The 16,950-nt window shown below is 67.3% G+C and carries 13 protein-coding genes and 3 tRNA genes; 7 read left to right on the top strand and 9 right to left on the bottom strand.

The window, feature by feature from the left end:
• Window positions 1-95 precede the first annotated feature (95 nt).
• Both AC5P6X_RS00525 and AC5P6X_RS00520 read right to left on the bottom strand, forming a co-directional pair.
• Complete coding sequence (locus AC5P6X_RS00525) at window positions 96-1,505, bottom strand: ATP-binding protein (RefSeq protein WP_005408780.1); 1,410 nt, start codon at window positions 1,503-1,505, stop codon at window positions 96-98.
• A 6-nt stretch (window positions 1,506-1,511) separates the two neighbouring features.
• On the bottom strand, window positions 1,512-2,240 hold the full coding sequence (locus AC5P6X_RS00520) for a response regulator (RefSeq protein WP_005408779.1): 729 nt from the start codon (window positions 2,238-2,240) through the stop codon (window positions 1,512-1,514).
• 204 nt (window positions 2,241-2,444) lie between these two features.
• On the opposite strand from AC5P6X_RS00520, the gene AC5P6X_RS00515 reads away from it, so the two are divergent.
• Genes AC5P6X_RS00515 through AC5P6X_RS00505 form a run of 3 tightly spaced genes read left to right on the top strand, consistent with a single transcriptional unit; the run spans window position 2,445 to window position 7,080 of the window.
• A complete protein-coding gene (locus AC5P6X_RS00515) occupies window positions 2,445-3,689 on the top strand; it encodes an efflux RND transporter periplasmic adaptor subunit (RefSeq protein WP_005408778.1) in 1,245 nt (414 codons plus the stop codon).
• Complete coding sequence (locus AC5P6X_RS00510) at window positions 3,686-5,644, top strand: MacB family efflux pump subunit (protein ID WP_005412764.1); 1,959 nt, start codon at window positions 3,686-3,688, stop codon at window positions 5,642-5,644. The genes AC5P6X_RS00515 and AC5P6X_RS00510 overlap by 4 nt, the downstream gene beginning before the upstream one ends.
• Window positions 5,641-7,080: an efflux transporter outer membrane subunit gene (locus AC5P6X_RS00505; protein WP_099604849.1), complete on the top strand. Its 1,440-nt coding sequence runs from the start codon at window positions 5,641-5,643 to the stop codon at window positions 7,078-7,080. The genes AC5P6X_RS00510 and AC5P6X_RS00505 overlap by 4 nt, the downstream gene beginning before the upstream one ends.
• Here the strand turns inward: AC5P6X_RS00505 and AC5P6X_RS00500 are convergent.
• The 4 genes from AC5P6X_RS00500 to rnr all read right to left on the bottom strand — a co-directional run bounded on the left by AC5P6X_RS00500 (window position 7,052) and on the right by rnr (window position 11,247).
• Window positions 7,052-7,285: a hypothetical protein gene (locus tag AC5P6X_RS00500; protein WP_329755861.1), complete on the bottom strand. Its 234-nt coding sequence runs from the start codon at window positions 7,283-7,285 to the stop codon at window positions 7,052-7,054. The genes AC5P6X_RS00505 and AC5P6X_RS00500 overlap by 29 nt on opposite strands.
• A 30-nt stretch (window positions 7,286-7,315) precedes the next feature.
• Window positions 7,316-8,059, bottom strand: coding sequence for a 23S rRNA (guanosine(2251)-2'-O)-methyltransferase RlmB (gene rlmB / locus AC5P6X_RS00495; protein ID WP_005408775.1), 744 nt, complete (start codon window positions 8,057-8,059; stop codon window positions 7,316-7,318).
• 151 nt (window positions 8,060-8,210) lie between these two features.
• On the bottom strand, window positions 8,211-8,693 hold the full coding sequence (locus AC5P6X_RS00490) for a GFA family protein (protein WP_005408774.1): 483 nt from the start codon (window positions 8,691-8,693) through the stop codon (window positions 8,211-8,213).
• Window positions 8,694-8,787: 94 nt separating this feature from the next.
• On the bottom strand, window positions 8,788-11,247 hold the full coding sequence (gene rnr / locus AC5P6X_RS00485) for a ribonuclease R (RefSeq protein ID WP_024957860.1): 2,460 nt from the start codon (window positions 11,245-11,247) through the stop codon (window positions 8,788-8,790).
• 128 nt (window positions 11,248-11,375) lie between these two features.
• On the opposite strand from rnr, the gene AC5P6X_RS00480 reads away from it, so the two are divergent.
• Together AC5P6X_RS00480 and AC5P6X_RS00475 are read left to right on the top strand one after the other, a co-directional pair.
• Window positions 11,376-11,460, top strand: a tRNA-Leu gene (locus AC5P6X_RS00480).
• A 205-nt stretch (window positions 11,461-11,665) separates the two neighbouring features.
• A tRNA-Leu gene (locus tag AC5P6X_RS00475) sits at window positions 11,666-11,750 on the top strand.
• 56 nt (window positions 11,751-11,806) lie between these two features.
• On the opposite strand, the gene AC5P6X_RS00470 is transcribed toward AC5P6X_RS00475, so the two are convergent.
• Window positions 11,807-12,553 (bottom strand): sulfite exporter TauE/SafE family protein, encoded by a 747-nt coding sequence (locus AC5P6X_RS00470; RefSeq protein ID WP_033834104.1) that lies wholly within the window; start codon window positions 12,551-12,553, stop codon window positions 11,807-11,809.
• Window positions 12,554-12,652: 99 nt separating this feature from the next.
• On the opposite strand from AC5P6X_RS00470, the gene AC5P6X_RS00465 reads away from it, so the two are divergent.
• Both AC5P6X_RS00465 and AC5P6X_RS00460 read left to right on the top strand, forming a co-directional pair.
• Window positions 12,653-13,552 carry a LysR family transcriptional regulator gene (locus AC5P6X_RS00465; RefSeq protein ID WP_049451300.1) on the top strand — a complete coding sequence of 300 codons (900 nt, stop codon included), beginning with the start codon at window positions 12,653-12,655 and terminating at the stop codon, window positions 13,550-13,552.
• A gap of 50 nt (window positions 13,553-13,602) precedes the next feature.
• Window positions 13,603-13,687, top strand: a tRNA-Leu gene (locus AC5P6X_RS00460).
• Between the two features lie 481 nt (window positions 13,688-14,168).
• Here the strand turns inward: AC5P6X_RS00460 and emrB are convergent.
• Both emrB and emrA read right to left on the bottom strand, forming a co-directional pair.
• Window positions 14,169-15,755, bottom strand: a complete 1,587-nt coding sequence (gene emrB / locus AC5P6X_RS00455) for a multidrug efflux MFS transporter permease subunit EmrB (RefSeq protein WP_005408769.1) — start codon at window positions 15,753-15,755, stop codon at window positions 14,169-14,171.
• Window positions 15,756-15,762: 7 nt separating this feature from the next.
• Entirely contained in the window at window positions 15,763-16,944 is a 1,182-nt protein-coding gene (gene emrA, locus AC5P6X_RS00450) for a multidrug efflux MFS transporter periplasmic adaptor subunit EmrA (RefSeq protein ID WP_049451302.1), read from the bottom strand.
• Window positions 16,945-16,950 lie beyond the last annotated feature (6 nt).

The raw sequence follows: 16,950 nt of genomic DNA, 5'->3' as shown, positions 1-16,950 counted from the left end.
TCAGGAACGGGCTGACTCATCGGGGAGAAACTGGGGAGATGCGCAGATGATAGGCCAAACCCTGGCCCCGGCGTCATCGCATGCGGACGGCGGGGTCAGCCGGGCCGGCCAGGCGGCACCACCTGCGCACTGGCCGGCCACTGCACCACCGCCTCCAGACCGCCCTCGGCACGGTTGCGCAGCCACAGCCGCGCGCCATCCTTCTCGGCCAGGGCGCGCGCGATGGTCAGGCCCAGCCCGGCACCGCCGGTTTCCCGCGAACGCGAGGTTTCCACCCGCACGAACGGGTCGAACACGGCCTCCAGCTGGTCTTCAGCCAGGCCCGGGCCGTCGTCGGACACCATCGCCGTGATCGTGCCGCCGCTGCGCTCCACCCGCACGCGCACGCGGTGGGCATACATCACGGCGTTATCCACCAAGTTGGAGAACAGACGGTGCATGGCCAGCGGGCGCAACATCAGCACCGCACCGGTGCCGCCCTCGAAGACCACGTCGGCACCACCCTCTGCGGCGTCTTCCACGATGCTTTCCAGCAGCGAATCCAGATCCAGCGCGGCGCGCTGCTCGGCGCTCTCGGCACTGCGGGCCAGCTCCAGCCCTTCGCGCACCAGTGCCTGCATCGCCGCCAGATCGCCGATCAGGCGCTCGCGCAGCACCTCGTCGCTGACGTTCTCCAGGCGCAGGCGCAGGCGGGTCAACGGGGTCTGCAGGTCATGGGTGATCGCCGCCAGCATCTGCGTGCGTTCGGCCAGGTGCCGCTGCAGGCGGTGCTGCATGGCATTGAAGGCCTCGGCGGCGCGCTGCACCTCGCGCGGCCCGCGCAACGGCAGTGGATCGCGCTGCAGATCGTCGCCGAGATCCTCCGCGGCTGCCGCCAGCTCCTGCAGCGGCGCACTGGCCATGCGCGCGACGATGTAGGCCAGCACCGCGATGGCCAGCACCAGCAGGGTCAGGAACCACGGGTCCACGGCCAGAATGCCGTTGTGGGCCACTGCTGGCGAATCCAGCGCCAGCTTCAGCAGCGTACCGTCGTTGAGCGTCACATCGACCGCGCGACACTTGGGCGGAATGAAGGCCGGATCGCGCTCACGCGGATGCCGTCGGTGCCCCGGCGGCGGTGGCGGCAGCAGATCCTGCAGCTTGGGAATGCAGGAACGGAACGAGGTGAAATGCACATGCGCGCGCGACACCGGGCCGGGCCGGTCATCCAGGACTTCCATCAGTGCGGTATCCGCCCGCCCCAGGCGCGCGCCGGGCTGCAGCGCACGCACGCTGGGCCCACCGATCTCAAGCAGTCGCTCGCGCAGTTCGGGATTGCCATCGAGCAGGTTGACGTAGCCCTGCAGGCGGTCGGCGATGCGGTTCAGGTTCTGCCGCTCGAATTCCTGCTGGCGTTTGGAGGTGGCCAGCATGGTCGCGCCGATCGCAGCCACGCTCATGCCCAACAGCAGGATGACGAACAACCGCCCGACCATCGAGGACAGGAAATGGCGCAGGCGCTTCATGACGGCTTATTCCAGGTTCACCGAGGAGGCCAGCACGTAGCCTTCGTTGCGCACGGTCTTGATCAGGCCATCCGGCCCACCGTCATCGCCCAGCTTGTTGCGCAGGCGGCTGACCTGCAGGTCGATCGCGCGATCCTGCGCCTCGTAGTTGCGGCCGCTGCTGAGCGCGACCAGCTGTTCGCGCGACAGCACCTTGTTGGCATGGGCGATGAACACGCGCAGCAGGCGGAACTCGGCACCGGACAGCACCACCACGCGGTCGTCCGGATCGACCAGGTGGCGATGCTCCAGGTCGAACACCCAGCGCGAGAAACGCGCACGGCGCACCGCCAGCGGCTCCAGGTTGGCCGGCAGCGCCTCGGTCCGGCGCAGCACGTTGCGGATGCGCGCCAGCAGCTCGCGCGGTTCGAACGGCTTGGCCAGGTAGTCGTCGGCGCCCATTTCCAGGCCGAGCACGCGGTCGATCGGCTCGGCGCGCGCGGTCAGCATGATCACCGGGGTGTTCGAGCGCGCGCGCAGGTCGCGGCACAGGGTCAGGCCATCCTCGCGCGGCAGGTTGAGGTCGAGCACGATCAGGTCCACGTGTTCGCGGTCCAGCAGCTGGCGCATGGCGGTGCCGTCTGCGGCCGTGCTCACCTGGTAGCCGGCGCGGCCGAGCTGCTCGGCCAGCAGGGTGCGGATGTCGTTGTCGTCGTCGACGATCAGCAGTCGATGCATCGTGTTTTCAGTCTCCATGTCGCGATCATCCCGTGTCGGCAGCTGAACCGCATCCGGGGCAATGCGTACCAGTGTATCCAGCCATGAGCGGGATACCTGTGGTTACGCGTATTCACCGACAGTGTTACATAGAGACATACCCCGAGGATTGAGCCGCCTGTCGCCCGGTCTTCACAATGCCCACCAACGCCGCCGCCGCGGCCCCGAGAGTGAAGCCACGACGTGACGTTCCGCCTGTTGCCCGCGACCCGCCGTGGTCGCCTGATACTGATCGCCCTGCTCGCCCTCATCGTGGCCGTCGCCGCCTGGTGGCTGCTGCGCAAACCCGCCGCCCCGGCGGTGGCGACCACGCCGGTCAGCCGCGGCGACATCGAGCAGACCGTGGAAGCCACCGGCGTGATCGACGCCTACAAGCTGGTCAGCGTCGGTGCGCAGGCCTCGGGCCAGATCAAGTCGCTGAAGGTACAGCTGGGCGATACCGTGAAGGAAGGCGACCTGATCGCCGAGATCGATGCCACCACCCAGCAGAACCAGGTGCTCAATGCGCAGGCTTCGCTGGACCAGGTCACCGCCCAACGCGCCGTGCAGCAGGCCACCCTGCGCCAGGCCGAACTGGAGTTCGCGCGCCAGCAGCAGATGCTGGCGGCCGAGGCCACCTCGCGCCAGGAATACGATGCCGCCGAAGCACAGCTGAAAACTGCCCGCGCCCAGCTGCAGTCCTACGAGGCGCAGATCAAGGGCCGCCAGACCGAGCTGGGCACCGCCCGCGCCAACCTGGCCTACACCCGCATCACCGCGCCGATGGATGGCACCGTGGTGGCGGTGGTGGCCGAGGAAGGCCGCACCGTGAACGCCAACCAGACCGCGCCCACCATCGTGATGCTGGCGCGGCTGGACGTGGTCACGGTCAACGCCGAGATCTCCGAGGCCGACGTGGTCAAGATCAAGGCCGGCATGCCGGTGTACTTCACCACCCTGGGTGACCCCGACCGCAAGTACCACGCCACGCTGCGCCAGATCAATCCGGCGCCGGCCTCGATCGCCAACGAGAATTCGTCCAGCTCCAGCAGTTCGTCCAGCTCCAGTTCCAGCAGCGCGGTCTACTACAACGCGCTGTTCGACGTGGAAAACCCGGACGGCACCCTGCGCATCGACATGACCGCGCAGGTCTCGGTACTGCTGAAGCAGGCCAAGGACGTGCTGATGGTGCCGGCGGTGGCACTGGGACCGAAGCGCCGCGGCGACGAGCGCATGGTGAGGGTGCTGGACGACAAGGGCCAGCCGCAACCGCGCAAGGTCACCGTGGGCATCAACAACGGCGCCTCGGCCGAAATCCTGTCCGGGCTGAAGGAAGGCGAACGCGTGGTGGTGGGCGAAGCCGGTGCGGCCGGTGCCAGCGCCGGCGGCGGCAACCGCGGCGGCATGCAGATGCGGGTCGGCGGCCCGGGCATGGGTCCGCGCCGATGAGCACGAAGGCGCCGCTGCTGCGCCTGCGCGACCTGCGACGCGAATTCCCGGCTGGCGATGATGTGATCGCCGTCCTGCGCGACGTCAACCTGGATATCCACGCCGGTGAGATGGTGGCCATCGTCGGCCAGTCCGGCTCGGGCAAGTCGACGCTGATGAACATCCTCGGCTGCCTCGATCGCCCTACCCGCGGCAGCTACCAGGTGGCCGGCCGCGAAACCGGCAGGATGGCGCCGGATGAACTGGCCGAACTGCGCCGCGAGCATTTCGGCTTCATCTTCCAGCGCTACCACCTGCTGGGCGACCTGGATGCGCGCGGCAACGTGGAGGTACCGGCGGTGTATGCCGGCAGCCCCGGCCCGGTGCGCAACGCGCGTGCCGAGCAGCTGCTGCAGCGGCTGGGCCTGGGCGACCGCATGCACCACAAGCCGGGCCAGCTGTCCGGTGGCCAGCAGCAGCGCGTGTCGATCGCACGTGCGCTGATGAACGGCGGCGAGGTGATCCTGGCCGACGAACCGACCGGCGCGCTCGACACGAAATCCGGCGAGGAAGTGATGGCGATCCTCGGCGAGCTGCACGCCGAAGGCCACACCATCATCATCGTCACCCACGACATGAGCGTGGCCGAACACGCGCAGCGCATCATCGAAATCCGCGATGGCGAGATCATCGCCGACCGCACCAATCCGAACGCACCGACCTACCGCGCGCAGCGCGAGGCCAGCACCGGCGTGGCCCGCGGCAACAGCTGGCGGGCGGCCCGTGACCGCTTCACCGAAGCGTTCCGCATGGCCCTGCTGGCGATGAACGCACATCGGCTGCGCACCTTCCTGACCATGCTCGGCATCATCATCGGCATCGCCTCGGTGGTCTCGGTGGTGGCGCTGGGCAATGGCTCGCAGCAGCAGATCCTGCAGAACATCAGCGCGCTCGGCACCAACACCATCGACGTCTATCCCGGCCGTGGTTTCGGCGACATGCGCTCGGCGCGGGTACAGACGCTCAAGGCCAGCGATGCCGATGCACTGGCAAAGCAGAGCTACGTGGACAGCGCCACCCCCAGCGTGTCGACCTCGGTCACCGCGCGTTACCGCAACCAGTCCTCCACCGCCCAGGTCAGTGGCGTCGGCGAGCAGTTCTTCCGGGTCAAGGGCGTGACCCTGCTCAGCGGCAGCTTCTTCGATACCGACGCGGTGAAGGGCCTCGGCCAGGTGGCGGTGATCGACGAGAACACCCAGACCCAGTTCTTCCCCGATGTCGATCCGGTCGGCCAGGTGATCCTGCTCGGCAACGTACCGGCACGCGTAGTCGGCGTGGCCAAGCGCCAGAGCTTCGGCTTTGGTGGCAGCACCAGCCTCAGCGTGTGGGTGCCCTACACCACGGTGATGTCGCGCATGCTCGGCCAGAGCCACGTTTCCAGCATCACCGTGCGCGTGGACGACGACACGCCGATGGATGCGGCGCAGGAAGCGATCACCCGCCTGCTGACCCTGCGCCACGGCACCGAGGACTTCTTCCTCAGCAACAGCGCAGAGATCCGCCAGACCATCGAGCAGACCACGCGCACGATGACCCTGCTGATCGGCGCCATCGCCGCCATCGCGCTGCTGGTCGGTGGCATCGGCGTGATGAACATCATGCTGGTGTCGGTCACCGAGCGTACCCGCGAGATTGGGGTGCGCATGGCGGTGGGGGCACGGCAGAGTGATATCCGCCAGCAGTTCCTGATCGAAGCGGTGCTGGTGTGCCTGCTCGGTGGTCTGCTCGGCATCGGCCTGGCCCTGCTGCTGGGCTCGATGATCGGCCGCTTCGCCAGTGACTTCCAGGTGCTGTTCTCCACCGCCTCGATCGTTGCCGCGTTCGCCTGCTCGACCCTGATCGGCGTGGCATTCGGCTTCCTGCCCGCGCGCAACGCCGCGCAGCTGGACCCGGTGGAGGCCCTGGCCCGCGAATGAAGATGATGACCCGACTGCCCTTCCCTGCTCCCTCGCGCCTGCTACTGGTGGGCGCTGTTCTGCTTGCCCTCTCAGGCTGTGCCTCGGTGGGCCGCTACCCGGTGCAGGCCCCCGACGTGGCGGCCAGCTACGGCCGTGGCGATGCCACCCTCAACGCACCGGCCGACGACCCGCGCAGCAGCCTGGATACACCGGGCCGCGACATCCGCCAGGACAGCTGGTGGACGGGCTTTGGCGATGAACGACTGAACCGCTTGGTGGCGCAGGCGCTGGCCGCCAACAGCGATCTGGCCGCCGCTGGCCTGGCCGTGCAGCGGTCGCGCCTGCAGGCCGGACTGGCCAGCAACGCGCTGTGGCCGCAGCCGTCGTCGTCCGGCGTCAGCGGCAATGCCAGCCGCGCCACCGATCAGGCCGACGACTGGCGCCGCAGCTATTCCACCGGCGTCTCGCTGGGCTGGGAAGTCGATCTGTGGGGCCGTCTGCGCACCCAGCGCGACATCGCCCGCTGGGAAGCCGAGGCCAGCGAGGAAGACCGGCAGAACACCGCGCTGCTGGTGATCGGCGACACCATCACCCAGTACTGGAACCTGGCCTATCTCAACCAGTCCATCGCCACCGGCCAGGCCAACCTGGAGCGGCTGGAGCGCACCCGCGACCTGGTGCAGGCCCGCTTCGACGCTGGTGCGGTATCGCGCCTGGAAGTGCGCCAGGCGCTGCAGAACCTGCAGTCGCAGCGTTCCTCGCAGAGCGCGCTGGAACAGCAGCGGGTGGAGGTGCGCAATGCATTGACCGTGCTGCTGGACGGCACGCCCTGGCCGCAGCAGGACGAACCGCAGGACCTGCTGGACGCACGCAGCCCGTGGATCAACGAAGGCCTGCCGGCCGAGCTGCTCGGCCGCCGTCCCGACCTGCGCGCGGCCGAACTTCGCCTGCGCAACAGCCTGAAGACCATCAAGGTGACCGCTACCCAGTACTACCCGGCGCTGAGCCTGACCGGCAGCCTCGGCTCCAGTGCAACGTCGCTGGGTGACGTGCTGCGCAACCCGGTGGCCACGCTGGGCGCCGGCCTGTCGCTGCCGTTCCTCAACCTGCAGCGCGCACAGCTGGATACCGACATCGCCGGCACCAGCTATCAGATCGCCGCGACCAATTTCCGCAAGACGCTGTACACCGCACTGTCGGAAGTGGACAACGCGCTGTCGGCACGCGAACAGCTGGCGCGCCAGGTGGCGGCCTCGCAGGCGTCGTACGACGAAGCGGTGGAAGTGGAGCGCGCGCAGGAAGTGCGCTACCGCGTAGGTGCCACCGACCTGCGCACCTGGCTGGAGGCCCAGCAGACCCGGCGTGATGCCGAGCTGTCGCTGGCGCGCGTGCGCCAGGGCCAGCTGAACAACGACGTCACCCTGTTCAAGGCACTGGGCGGCAGCGCGGGGTGAGGCGGCAAGGGCGCCAACCCAGGTTGGCGACTACCCGGTGGGTGTCGACCTTGGTCGACACGGCAACGACCCGGTAGGTGTCGACCTTGGCCGACACGGCAACGGCCCGGTAGGTGTCGACCTTGGTCGACACGGCAACGGCCCGGTAGGTGTCGACCTTGGTCGACACGGCAACGGCCCGGTAGGTGTCGACCTTGGTCGACACGGCACAAGGAAAAGGGATCCGGCCCCGAAATCAACCGCGCTGGCGCACGGCCTCGAACAGGCTGACGCCGGCGGCGACGGAAACGTTCAGACTCTCGATCTCGCCCGGCATCGGGATCTTGACCAGGCCATCGCAGTTTTCGCGGGTCAGGCGGCGCAGGCCATCGGCCTCGCCACCCAGCACCAGGGCGATGTTGCCCTTCAGGTCCAGTTGGTACAGCGACGCAGTGGCTTCGCCGGCCAGGCCGTAGATCCACACGCCCTGCTTCTGCAGGTCCTTCAGGCAGCGCGACAGGTTGGTCACCGCCACCACCGGGATCAGATCGGCGGCACCGGCCGAGGTCTTGCGCACGGTCGCGTTCACCGTGGCCGACTTGTCCTTGGGGATGATCACGGCAGTGGCGCCTGCGGCAGCCGCCGAGCGCAGGCAAGCGCCAAGGTTGTGCGGGTCCTGCACTTCGTCCAGCACCAGCAGCAGGGCCTTGCCCTCGGCTGCGGTGACCAGGCCCTCCAGCTCGTTCTCGCTGTAAGTGCGGGCGGCGGCATAGCGAGCGGCCACGCCCTGGTGGCGTACCGAACCGCCGACACCGTCCAGCGCCTGGCTGTTCACCTTGCGCACGTCGATGCCCTTGCGGCGGGCGTTTTCCTCGATCTCGGTCAGGCGCGGGTTCTTCGCACCGGCCTCGACCAGCACTTCGCGGACGTTCTCGGCGTCGTTCTCGATGGAGGAGGCGACGGCGTTGACGCCGACGATCCACTGGCTGTTCTTGCTCATGCGGGCGGGGACCGGAAAGGGGGTGGCTATGGTAGAGCATCGGCGGGCCGGGCGCTGCGGCGGGGCCCCTGTTGAGCCGAGCCTGCGCTCGCTGCCGAGCTGAGGCCGCGGCGGCCTGCCAGCCGAACTTGGGCTCGGCGCTACAGGGGCGCTACCGGCTGCGCGGCGGCCAGTGCGGCGTGTCGTGGTCCGGGTGCTGATGGGACACGATGGTGGCCAGGAACTCCAGCGCCGCGATGTCTTCCTCGGTACGACGGGCCGGCAGGCTGGCCAGCGTATCGACGAACGGCAGCTTGCGCTCGACCCCGTACTGGATCGTCGGCGGCAGGCGCTCGGGTTCGTCAAAGGCGCCGGCCGCCACCGCCACGCCGTCCGGCGCCTCGTAGCTCAGCGGCGTACCGCAGTCGGCACAGAAGCCCCGGCGCACCACGTTGGAGGACTGGAAATAGCGCGGCTGGCCACGGGTCCAGCTGAACTGCACGCCACGCACCGATACCAGCGGTGCGTAGTAGGCACCGAAGGCCTTCTGGCACATCCGGCAATGACAGATCGAACTGTCGGTCAGCGCGCCACGCACCTGGAAGCGGATCGCGCCGCACTGGCAGCCGCCACTGTATTCGGGTTGGCCTTGCATGCGATGTCTCCTGGTGGTGCCGGCCGCTGGCCGGCAACCCGTCGGTGCCGAGGGTGCCATGGATGCCGGCCAGCGGCCGGCACTACCACGGTCATCAGTATTTCTCTTTCTTCCGCTTGGCCGGCTTGCCACGCTCCGGCAGCGGCGGCAGGCCGTCGCCCTCGTCCTCGCCCTTGTGTTCGACCAGGCGGAAGTCGATCTTGCGCTCTTCCATGCTGGCCTTCAGCACCAGGATCCGCACGCGGTCACCCAGCCGGTAGCTGCTGCCGCGGCGCTCGCCGGTCAGCGTCTTGCGGGTCGCGTCGAACTTGTAATAGTCCTGCGGCAGCTGGGTCACGTGCACCAGGCCCTGCACCTTCGACTCGTCCAGTTCCACGAACAGGCCGAAGCTGGTCACGCCGCTGATCACGCCATCGAACTGGCCACCCACGTGCTTTTCCATCCACGCCGCGCGGTAACGCTCGTCGACCTCGCGTTCGGCTTCATCGGCACGGCGCTCGCGCTCGGAGCACTGCAGCGCCAGCGCAGCCATTTCGCGCGCGTTGTAGGTGAACTTGTCCAGCGGCTTGCCGGACAACGCGTGCTTGATCGCGCGGTGTACCAGCAGGTCGGGGTAACGACGGATTGGCGAGGTGAAGTGCGCGTACGCCTCCAGTGCCAGGCCGAAATGACCGTGGTTTTCCGGGCTGTAGATCGCCAGGCTCTGGCTGCGCAGCAGCACCGATTCCAGCAGCGTGGCATCGGGGCGGTCGCGGATCTTCTTCAGCAGCTTGGTGTAATCGCCCGGGCGCACCTTCGACCACGGCGGCAGGCTCAGCTTGAACTCCTTGAGGAATTCCAGCAGGTCGGCGTACTTGGTTTCCGGCGGCTTCTCGTGGATGCGGTACGGGGCCGGCACATGGCGCGACAGCAGGTACTTCGCCGCCTCCACATTGGCCGCGATCATGCATTCCTCGATCAGCTTGTGCGCGTCGTTGCGCACCAGCATGCCGGCCTGGGTCACTTCACCGCGGTTGTCCAGCACGAAGCGCACTTCGCTGCTTTCGAACTCGATGGCGCCACGCTTGGCACGCGCCTTGGACAGGACCTTGTACAGCTGGTGCAGGCGCTGCACCTGCGGCAGCAGGTCGCCCATCCAGGCCTTGGTATCGGCATCGTCCTCGCCCACCGCCTTCCACACCTGGGTGTAGGTCAGGCGCGCATGCGAGTTCATCACCGCTTCGTAGAAGCGCGAATGCGTGACCAGACCGTCGCGGTCGATCTGCATGTCGCAGACGAAGCACATGCGGTCGACCTTCGGCATCAGCGAACAGATGCCGTTGGAGAGCGTCTCCGGCAGCATAGGCACCACGAAGCCCGGGAAGTACACCGAGGTGGCACGCTTCTGCGCCTCTTCGTCCAGTGGCGTGCCGGGCCGGACGTAGTTGGAGACATCGGCAATCGCCACCACCAGCCGGAAGCCATCGGCGTTCGGCTCGCAGTACACCGCGTCGTCGAAGTCCTTGGCATCTTCACCGTCGATGGTGACCAGCGGCATGCTGCGCAGGTCCACGCGGTCGCCGATCATCGCCGGCTCGACCACCAGCGGCACCGAGGCGGCTTCGTCCAGCACTTCCTGCGGGAACTCGAACGGCAGTTCATGGCCGTGGATGGCGGTCTCCACCACCAGCGAGGCGGTCAGCTTGTCGCCGAGCACGGCGATGATGCGGCCGATCGGCGGGCGACGGCTGTCCGGCGCTTGGGTCAGCTCGCAGACCACCAGCTGGCCGTCGCGCGCACCACCGGTCTGGTCCGGCGGCACCTGCACGTTGCGCTGCACGCGCTTGTCGTCGGGCACCACGTAGTTGATGCCCATCTCGATGCTGAAGCGACCGATCAGGCGGGTCATGCCGCGCTCCAGCACGCGGGCGATGCTGCCTTCGCGGCGGCCACGGTGGTCGATGCCGGTCACGCGGGCCAGCACCTTGTCGCCGTGCATGACCTTGCGCATTTCATATGGCGGCAGGAACAGGTCGTCGCCGCCCTCGACCGGGCGCAGGAAGCCGAAGCCCTCCGGGTTGGCGATCACCACGCCGGTGACCAGGTTCAGGGTCTGGATCGGGGCGAAGCCGCCGCGGCGGTTCTGCACCAGCTGGCCGTCGCGGACCATGGCGCCGAGCCGGCGCGACAGTGCTTCGGCGCGGTCCGGGGCGGTCAGGCCCAGGCGTGCGCCCAGTTCCTCTGCCGTCTGCGGCCCTTCGCAACGCTCCAGCAGGGCCAGGATGGCTTCGCGGCTGGCGATGGGCTGTTCGTACTTCTCTGCTTCGCGGGCGGCATAGGGATCGTCGATCACCTTGCCGGTCGGCGGCAACTTGCGGCCCGGGGCCGGGCCCGGTGCGTCGCTGCTGCGGACCTTGCGGCCACGCGGCGGTGCGCCGCCTTCATTCAATTCGGGGAACCAGCCCGGCAACGGCTTGCCCGGCTTGGTGGTGCGGGCCGTGCCCGCCTTGGCGCCCTTCTTCGGGGCCTGGCCGCGGGAGGTGCTCCCGCCCTTGCTTGGTTTTTTGGTAGTCATCGCCCTACATGGTAGCCGTTGACGGCGTGCAGAACGGGTCAGTGGCCGTCTTGAAGGCCTTGCGTGAAAAATATTCAGGAAGTCGTTGACAGCCTGCGGATTCATCTTCACAATTGCGCCTCTGGAACGCCCAGGTGGCGGAATTGGTAGACGCACTAGTTTCAGGTACTAGCGGGTAAAACCGTGGAGGTTCGAGTCCTCTCCTGGGCACCAACGAAAAAACTCCTCGCTTCGGCGGGGATTTTTTTTGCCTGCAATCCAGCAGCGGGGCCAAATTCCTTTCCGAAGAAAAGGGCTCCGACCCCAAGCGAGTGAGATGGGGTCAGAGCCCGCTCCGCACGCGAAACGAGGTCCGACACCGGATCCAGAAAAAGTGTTGACACCCCCGTAACAACACCCCATAATCTCGCTCCTCGACGCCCAGGTGGCGGAATTGGTAGACGCACTAGTTTCAGGTACTAGCGGGTAAAACCGTGGAGGTTCGAGTCCTCTCCTGGGCACCACGTCGAGAATGAGAAAAACCCGCGAGAGCGGGTTTTTTCATGCCCGGAATCCTGCATCAGAGCAGCGGCCGCAGCACCAGTTCCAGCCCGAGCAGCAGCAGGAAACCCAGGAAGCAGCCCCGGAACACCCGCGCACTGATGCGCTGCCGGATCACCTGCCCCAGCCACATGCCCAGCAATGCCGGCAGCACCGCCAGCGCACTCAGCCCCAGCTGCTGGATGCCGAATGCGCCGTGCAACACCAGGCCGGCGGTCAGCGAAATCGTTGACACCGTGAACGCCAGCCCCAGCGCCTGCACCAGCTCCTCGCGCTGCAACCCCAGCGACTGCAGGTACGGCACCGCCGGCATCACGAACACGCCGGTGGCGCCGGTCACCACGCCCGACAACGCCCCCACCAGCGGCCCCAGCCAACGCTCGCGCCGCTGCTGCACGCGGAACACCGGCGCAAGCAACGCATAGGCGGCATAGACCACCAATGCCACGCCCAGCGCAACGCGCGACCAAGTGCGATCGACCCGCACCAGCAGCGCCGCCGAGCCCAGCGTCACCACCACCACGGCCAGCATCATCGGCCACAGGCGCCGCACGATGCGGTCCAGTGACGGCCCGGACAACAGCTGCCACGCATTGGTGACGAAAGTGGGAATGAACAGCATCGACGCCGCCGCCACCGGCGACAGCGTGCTGCCCAGCAGCCCCATCGCCACCGTCGGCAACCCCATGCCGGTCACACCCTTGACCACACCGGCCAGCACGAACACCGCCACCAGCAGCACGTAGAAGTACATTGATTCATTCATGCCTTCATTGGATCGGCCGGCCGCTCGGCGCACAATGCGGTGTTTCCCGCCTTGCCTTCGGCTGATCCGAAGGCGCAGCCGTTGCGATGAGGGCATCACATGCGGATGGATATCGCCGACCTGCGCCTGTTCCTGGCGATTGCCGAGGCGGGCAGCATCACGGCCGGCGCAGCGCAGGCAAACCTGGCACTGGCGTCGGCCAGCGAACGCCTGCGCACGATCGAAGCCGATGCCGGCACCGCGTTGTTGAACCGGCACCCCCGCGGCGTCAGCCTGACCGAAGCCGGCGCCGCCCTCGCCCACCATGCACGATTGATCCTGCAGCAGCAGGCGCAGCTGCGCGGTGAACTGCAGGCGTTCGCGCACGGCGCGCGCGGCACACTGCATCTGTATGCCAACACCGCAGCACTGACCAACTACCTGCCTTCGCGGCTGGCACCGTGGCTGGCCGAACGCCCGCGCCTGCACGTGGAACTGCTGGAGCGCACCAGCCCCGAAGTCGTGCGTGCGATCAACGCTGGCCAGGCCGAAGCCGGCATCATCAGTGATGCGGTCGACGCTGCCGGCCTGCAGCAGCACGTGGTCGCCGAAGATCCACTGGTGATGCTGCTGCCCGCGGAACACCGCTTCGCATCGCGGCGCAGCGTGGCCTTCGCCGATGTTGCCGGCGAGACCTTCGTCGCGCTGGCCGACGGCAATGCACTGCAGGCCTACATCGAAGACCAGGCACGGGACATCGGGCGACGCCTGGACGTGCGCATCCGCATGAAGACGTTCGAAGGCGTGTGCATCATGGTCGGCCACGGCATTGGTGTCGGCATCGTGCCGCGTACCATCGCCCGCCAGCATCGACGCAATACCCGTACTGTTGCGGTTCCGCTTGCAGATGCTTGGGCACAGCGCCGCCTGTGCGCCTGTTTCGCCGAATGGGCGCAGCTGTCACCGGCGATGCGCAGCCTGCTGCTTCACCTGGGCGTGCAGCCACAGAAAAATGTGTGAAATGTTGTTGACACACTCTCTGCCGTCCCGCACAATTCATCTCCTGAGTCGCCCAGGTGGCGGAATTGGTAGACGCACTAGTTTCAGGTACTAGCGGGTAAAACCGTGGAGGTTCGAGTCCTCTCCTGGGCACCACGACTCAAGATGATCAAACCCGCGAAAGCGGGTTTTTTCGTTTCCGGGGTTTGGCGATCCTGGCATCGCAACCGCCACTCGGACTGTCGTATCTCGCACCGTCAGGGCGTCGTCTGCGGGTGCATACCTCCTCCCGGCGCGTCGTCACCAGACCTTGAACGGCCCCCTTTTGGGGCGCATTTCACGTTCCCCGTTCAATTCGTACTTTTCCTAGTCGAGATCCACCCGATTCCTTTTCGGTGGGAGGCAGATTTGCGGGAGCCGGTTGCAGGTGTATCGCCACGACCTGACCAGCGCCCCTCCTCTCCCCCAAAGGACGCACCAATGCAGCGCAGCATCATCTGCCCACACTGCCATACCGGCTCGCTGAACCTGCGCCGTTGCACCACCCCGAGGGCAATGCCCGCGCGACCAGCGTCGCGCCAACAAAAACCCCGCCTCGCGGCGGGGTCAAAATACAGCACGGTGTTTCCAGGGAGTTTCAGTGTCCACCACCGGCGGCTGCACCCGCACCTGCGCCGAATGGCGGCTTGGCCAGCCACAGGAACGTAATGATCGCCAGGAAGATCCAGCCCAGCAGGAAGAAGATGTCGTTGAAGCCCATCTGCGATGCCTGGTGGTTGATCATGTTGTTCAGTACCGCTGCGCCGTGCTGCAGGTCGCCCTGCCCCATCGCCGTGACCTGGTCCTGCATGCCCGGCTGATAGGCCGAGATATGCTCGGTCAGGTCGGCATGGTGCACCTGGGTGCGCCGCGCCCACAGCCACGTCGTCAGCGACGCCGCGAAACTGCCACCCAGCGTACGCAGGAACGTGGCCAGGCCGGAGCCCGCCGCGATCTCGCGTCCATCCAGGTCCGACAGCAGGATCTGCAGCACCGGCATGAAGAACAGCGCGACGCCGATGCCCATGATCAGCTGTACGCCGGCCACGTGCATGTAGTCCACCTGCAGGTTGAAGTTCGATCGCAGGAAGCTGGTCATCGACAACACGATGAACGCGACCGTGGCCAGCATGCGCATATCGAAGCGCGACGCATACTTGCCCACGAACGGGGTCATGATCACCGGCAGGATGCCGATCGGCGCCGTCGCCAGGCCCGCCCAGATCGCGGTGTAGCCCATGTCACGCTGCAGCCACTGCGGGATCAGCAGCGCCACGCTGAAGAACGCCGCGTAGGCCACCACCATCGCCAGCGTACCGGCGCGGAAGTTGCGGTGCCGGAACAGCTTCAGGTCAACGATCGGATCCTTGTCGGTCAGCTCCCAGATCAGGAACACCGTCAGCGTCACCACCGCTACGCAGGCCAGCACCACGATCTTCATCGACGAGAACCAGTCCTCGTCGTTGCCCAGGTCGAGGACCAGCTGAAGCGCACCGACGCCGATCACCAGGGTGACCAGGCCGACGTAGTCCATCTTCGGCTTCTCGATCTGCTCCGGGCGCCCCTTCAGCTGGTTGCCCACCACCAGCGCAGCGAAGATGCCCAGCGGCACGTTGATCAGGAAGATCCACTCCCAGCTGTAGTTGTCGGTGATCCAGCCACCGAGGATCGGACCACAGATCGGCGCAACCACCGTGATCATCGCCAGCAGTGCCAATGCCTGCCCGCGCTTCTCGCGCGGATAGATCGAGACCAGCAGCGACTGCGTGATCGGGTACATCGGGCCGGCAACGAACCCCTGCAGCGCACGCGACAGCACCAGCATGCCCATGCTCTGCGCCAGGCCGCACAGCAGCGAGGTGATGACGAAGGCCAGCGTGGCCCAGACGAACAGCTTGCGTTCGCCGAAACGGCGGCTGAGCCAGCCGGTCAGCGGCAGCGCGATGGCCGTGCTGACCGCGAACGAGGTGATGACCCAGGTCGCCTGCTGCGAACTGGCGCCGAGATTGCCGGCGATGGTCGGCAGCGAGACGTTGGCGATGGTGGTGTCGAGCACCTGCATGAACGAGGCCATCGCCAGGCCCACGGTGCACAGTGCGACGCTGGGCGGCAGGAACCCGGAGGCCGCACCCGGCGCCGCCGGTGCGCCCGGAGCGCCGGGCGCGGCTGGAGCTTGTGCGGACATGGCGACCTCAGCCCACCTTCGCCTGCTGCTGCGGCAGGTTGCCCTGGATGATCGTGTGGATCACCTCGTCGGCATCATGCAACTGCTTGGCATACACGTCGGTGTCGAACACCGTGCCCTTGGCCGGAGTGCTCGGCAGCACTTCGCCCTTCTGGTCGCGCAGGCTCACTTCGGCCTTCATCGACAGGCCGATGCGCAGCGGGTGTTCGGCCAGCTGCTTGGCATCGATGGCGATGCGCACCGGCACGCGCTGCACGATCTTGATCCAGTTGCCGCTGGCGTTCTGCGCCGGCAGCAGCGAGAACGCGGAGCCGGTGCCCAGGCCAAGGCTCTGGATGCGGCCCTTGTACTTCACGTCACCGGCGTACAGGTCCGACTTCAGCTCCACTTCCTGGCCCAGGCGCATGTGGCGCAGCTGGGTTTCCTTGAAGTTGGCCTCGACCCACATCTGCTCGGTCGGCACCACGGCCATCAGAGCATTGCCCGGCTGCACGCGCTGGCCGACCTGCACCGAACGACGGGCGACGTAGCCGGTGACCGGCGCGACGATGCCGGCGCGGGCGTTGTTGAGGAAGGCCTGGCGCAGCTGCGCGGCAGCCGCCTGCACGTCCGGCTGGGTGGCGATCACGGTGTCGTCGACCAGCGCGCGGTTGCGCTCGACGGTCTCGCGCGAGCCGGCCACGGCCGCTTCGGCGGCAGCCAGCTCGTCACGGGCGTGGGCCAGTTCTTCGTTGGAGATGGCGCCGGTGGCGGCCAGGTCCTTGCGGCGGGCGAAGTCGTCGCGCACGCGCTTCAGGGTCACCTGGCGGGCGTTCAAGTCCGCCTGGGCGCCTTCCACGCTGCGGTACAGACCACGGGTCTGGCGCACCGTCTTGGCCAGGTTGGCTTCGGCCTGCTGCAGTGCCACCGCGGTGTCGGACGGGTCCAGCTGCACCAGCAGCTGGCCGCGCTCCACGCGCATGCCGTCATCGGCGTTGATGGCGACCACGGTACCGGCCACCAGCGGGGTGATCTGTACCTGGTTGCCCTGCACGTAGGCATCGTCGGTCTCTTCGAACCAACGGCCGAACATGAAGTACCACAGCGCCAGTGCGGCAAGCAGCAGCACGACGATCACGAACAGGCCGCGCAGCAGGTTGCCGCGGCGGTTGGGGGCGGCCGGGGCCGCGGTGTCTTGGGTCTGGCTCATGGCGGG

The sequence above is a fragment of the Stenotrophomonas sp. YJH_SMC_40 genome (assembly GCF_059368615.1).
This window is presented reverse-complemented; position numbering and strand designations above follow the sequence as displayed.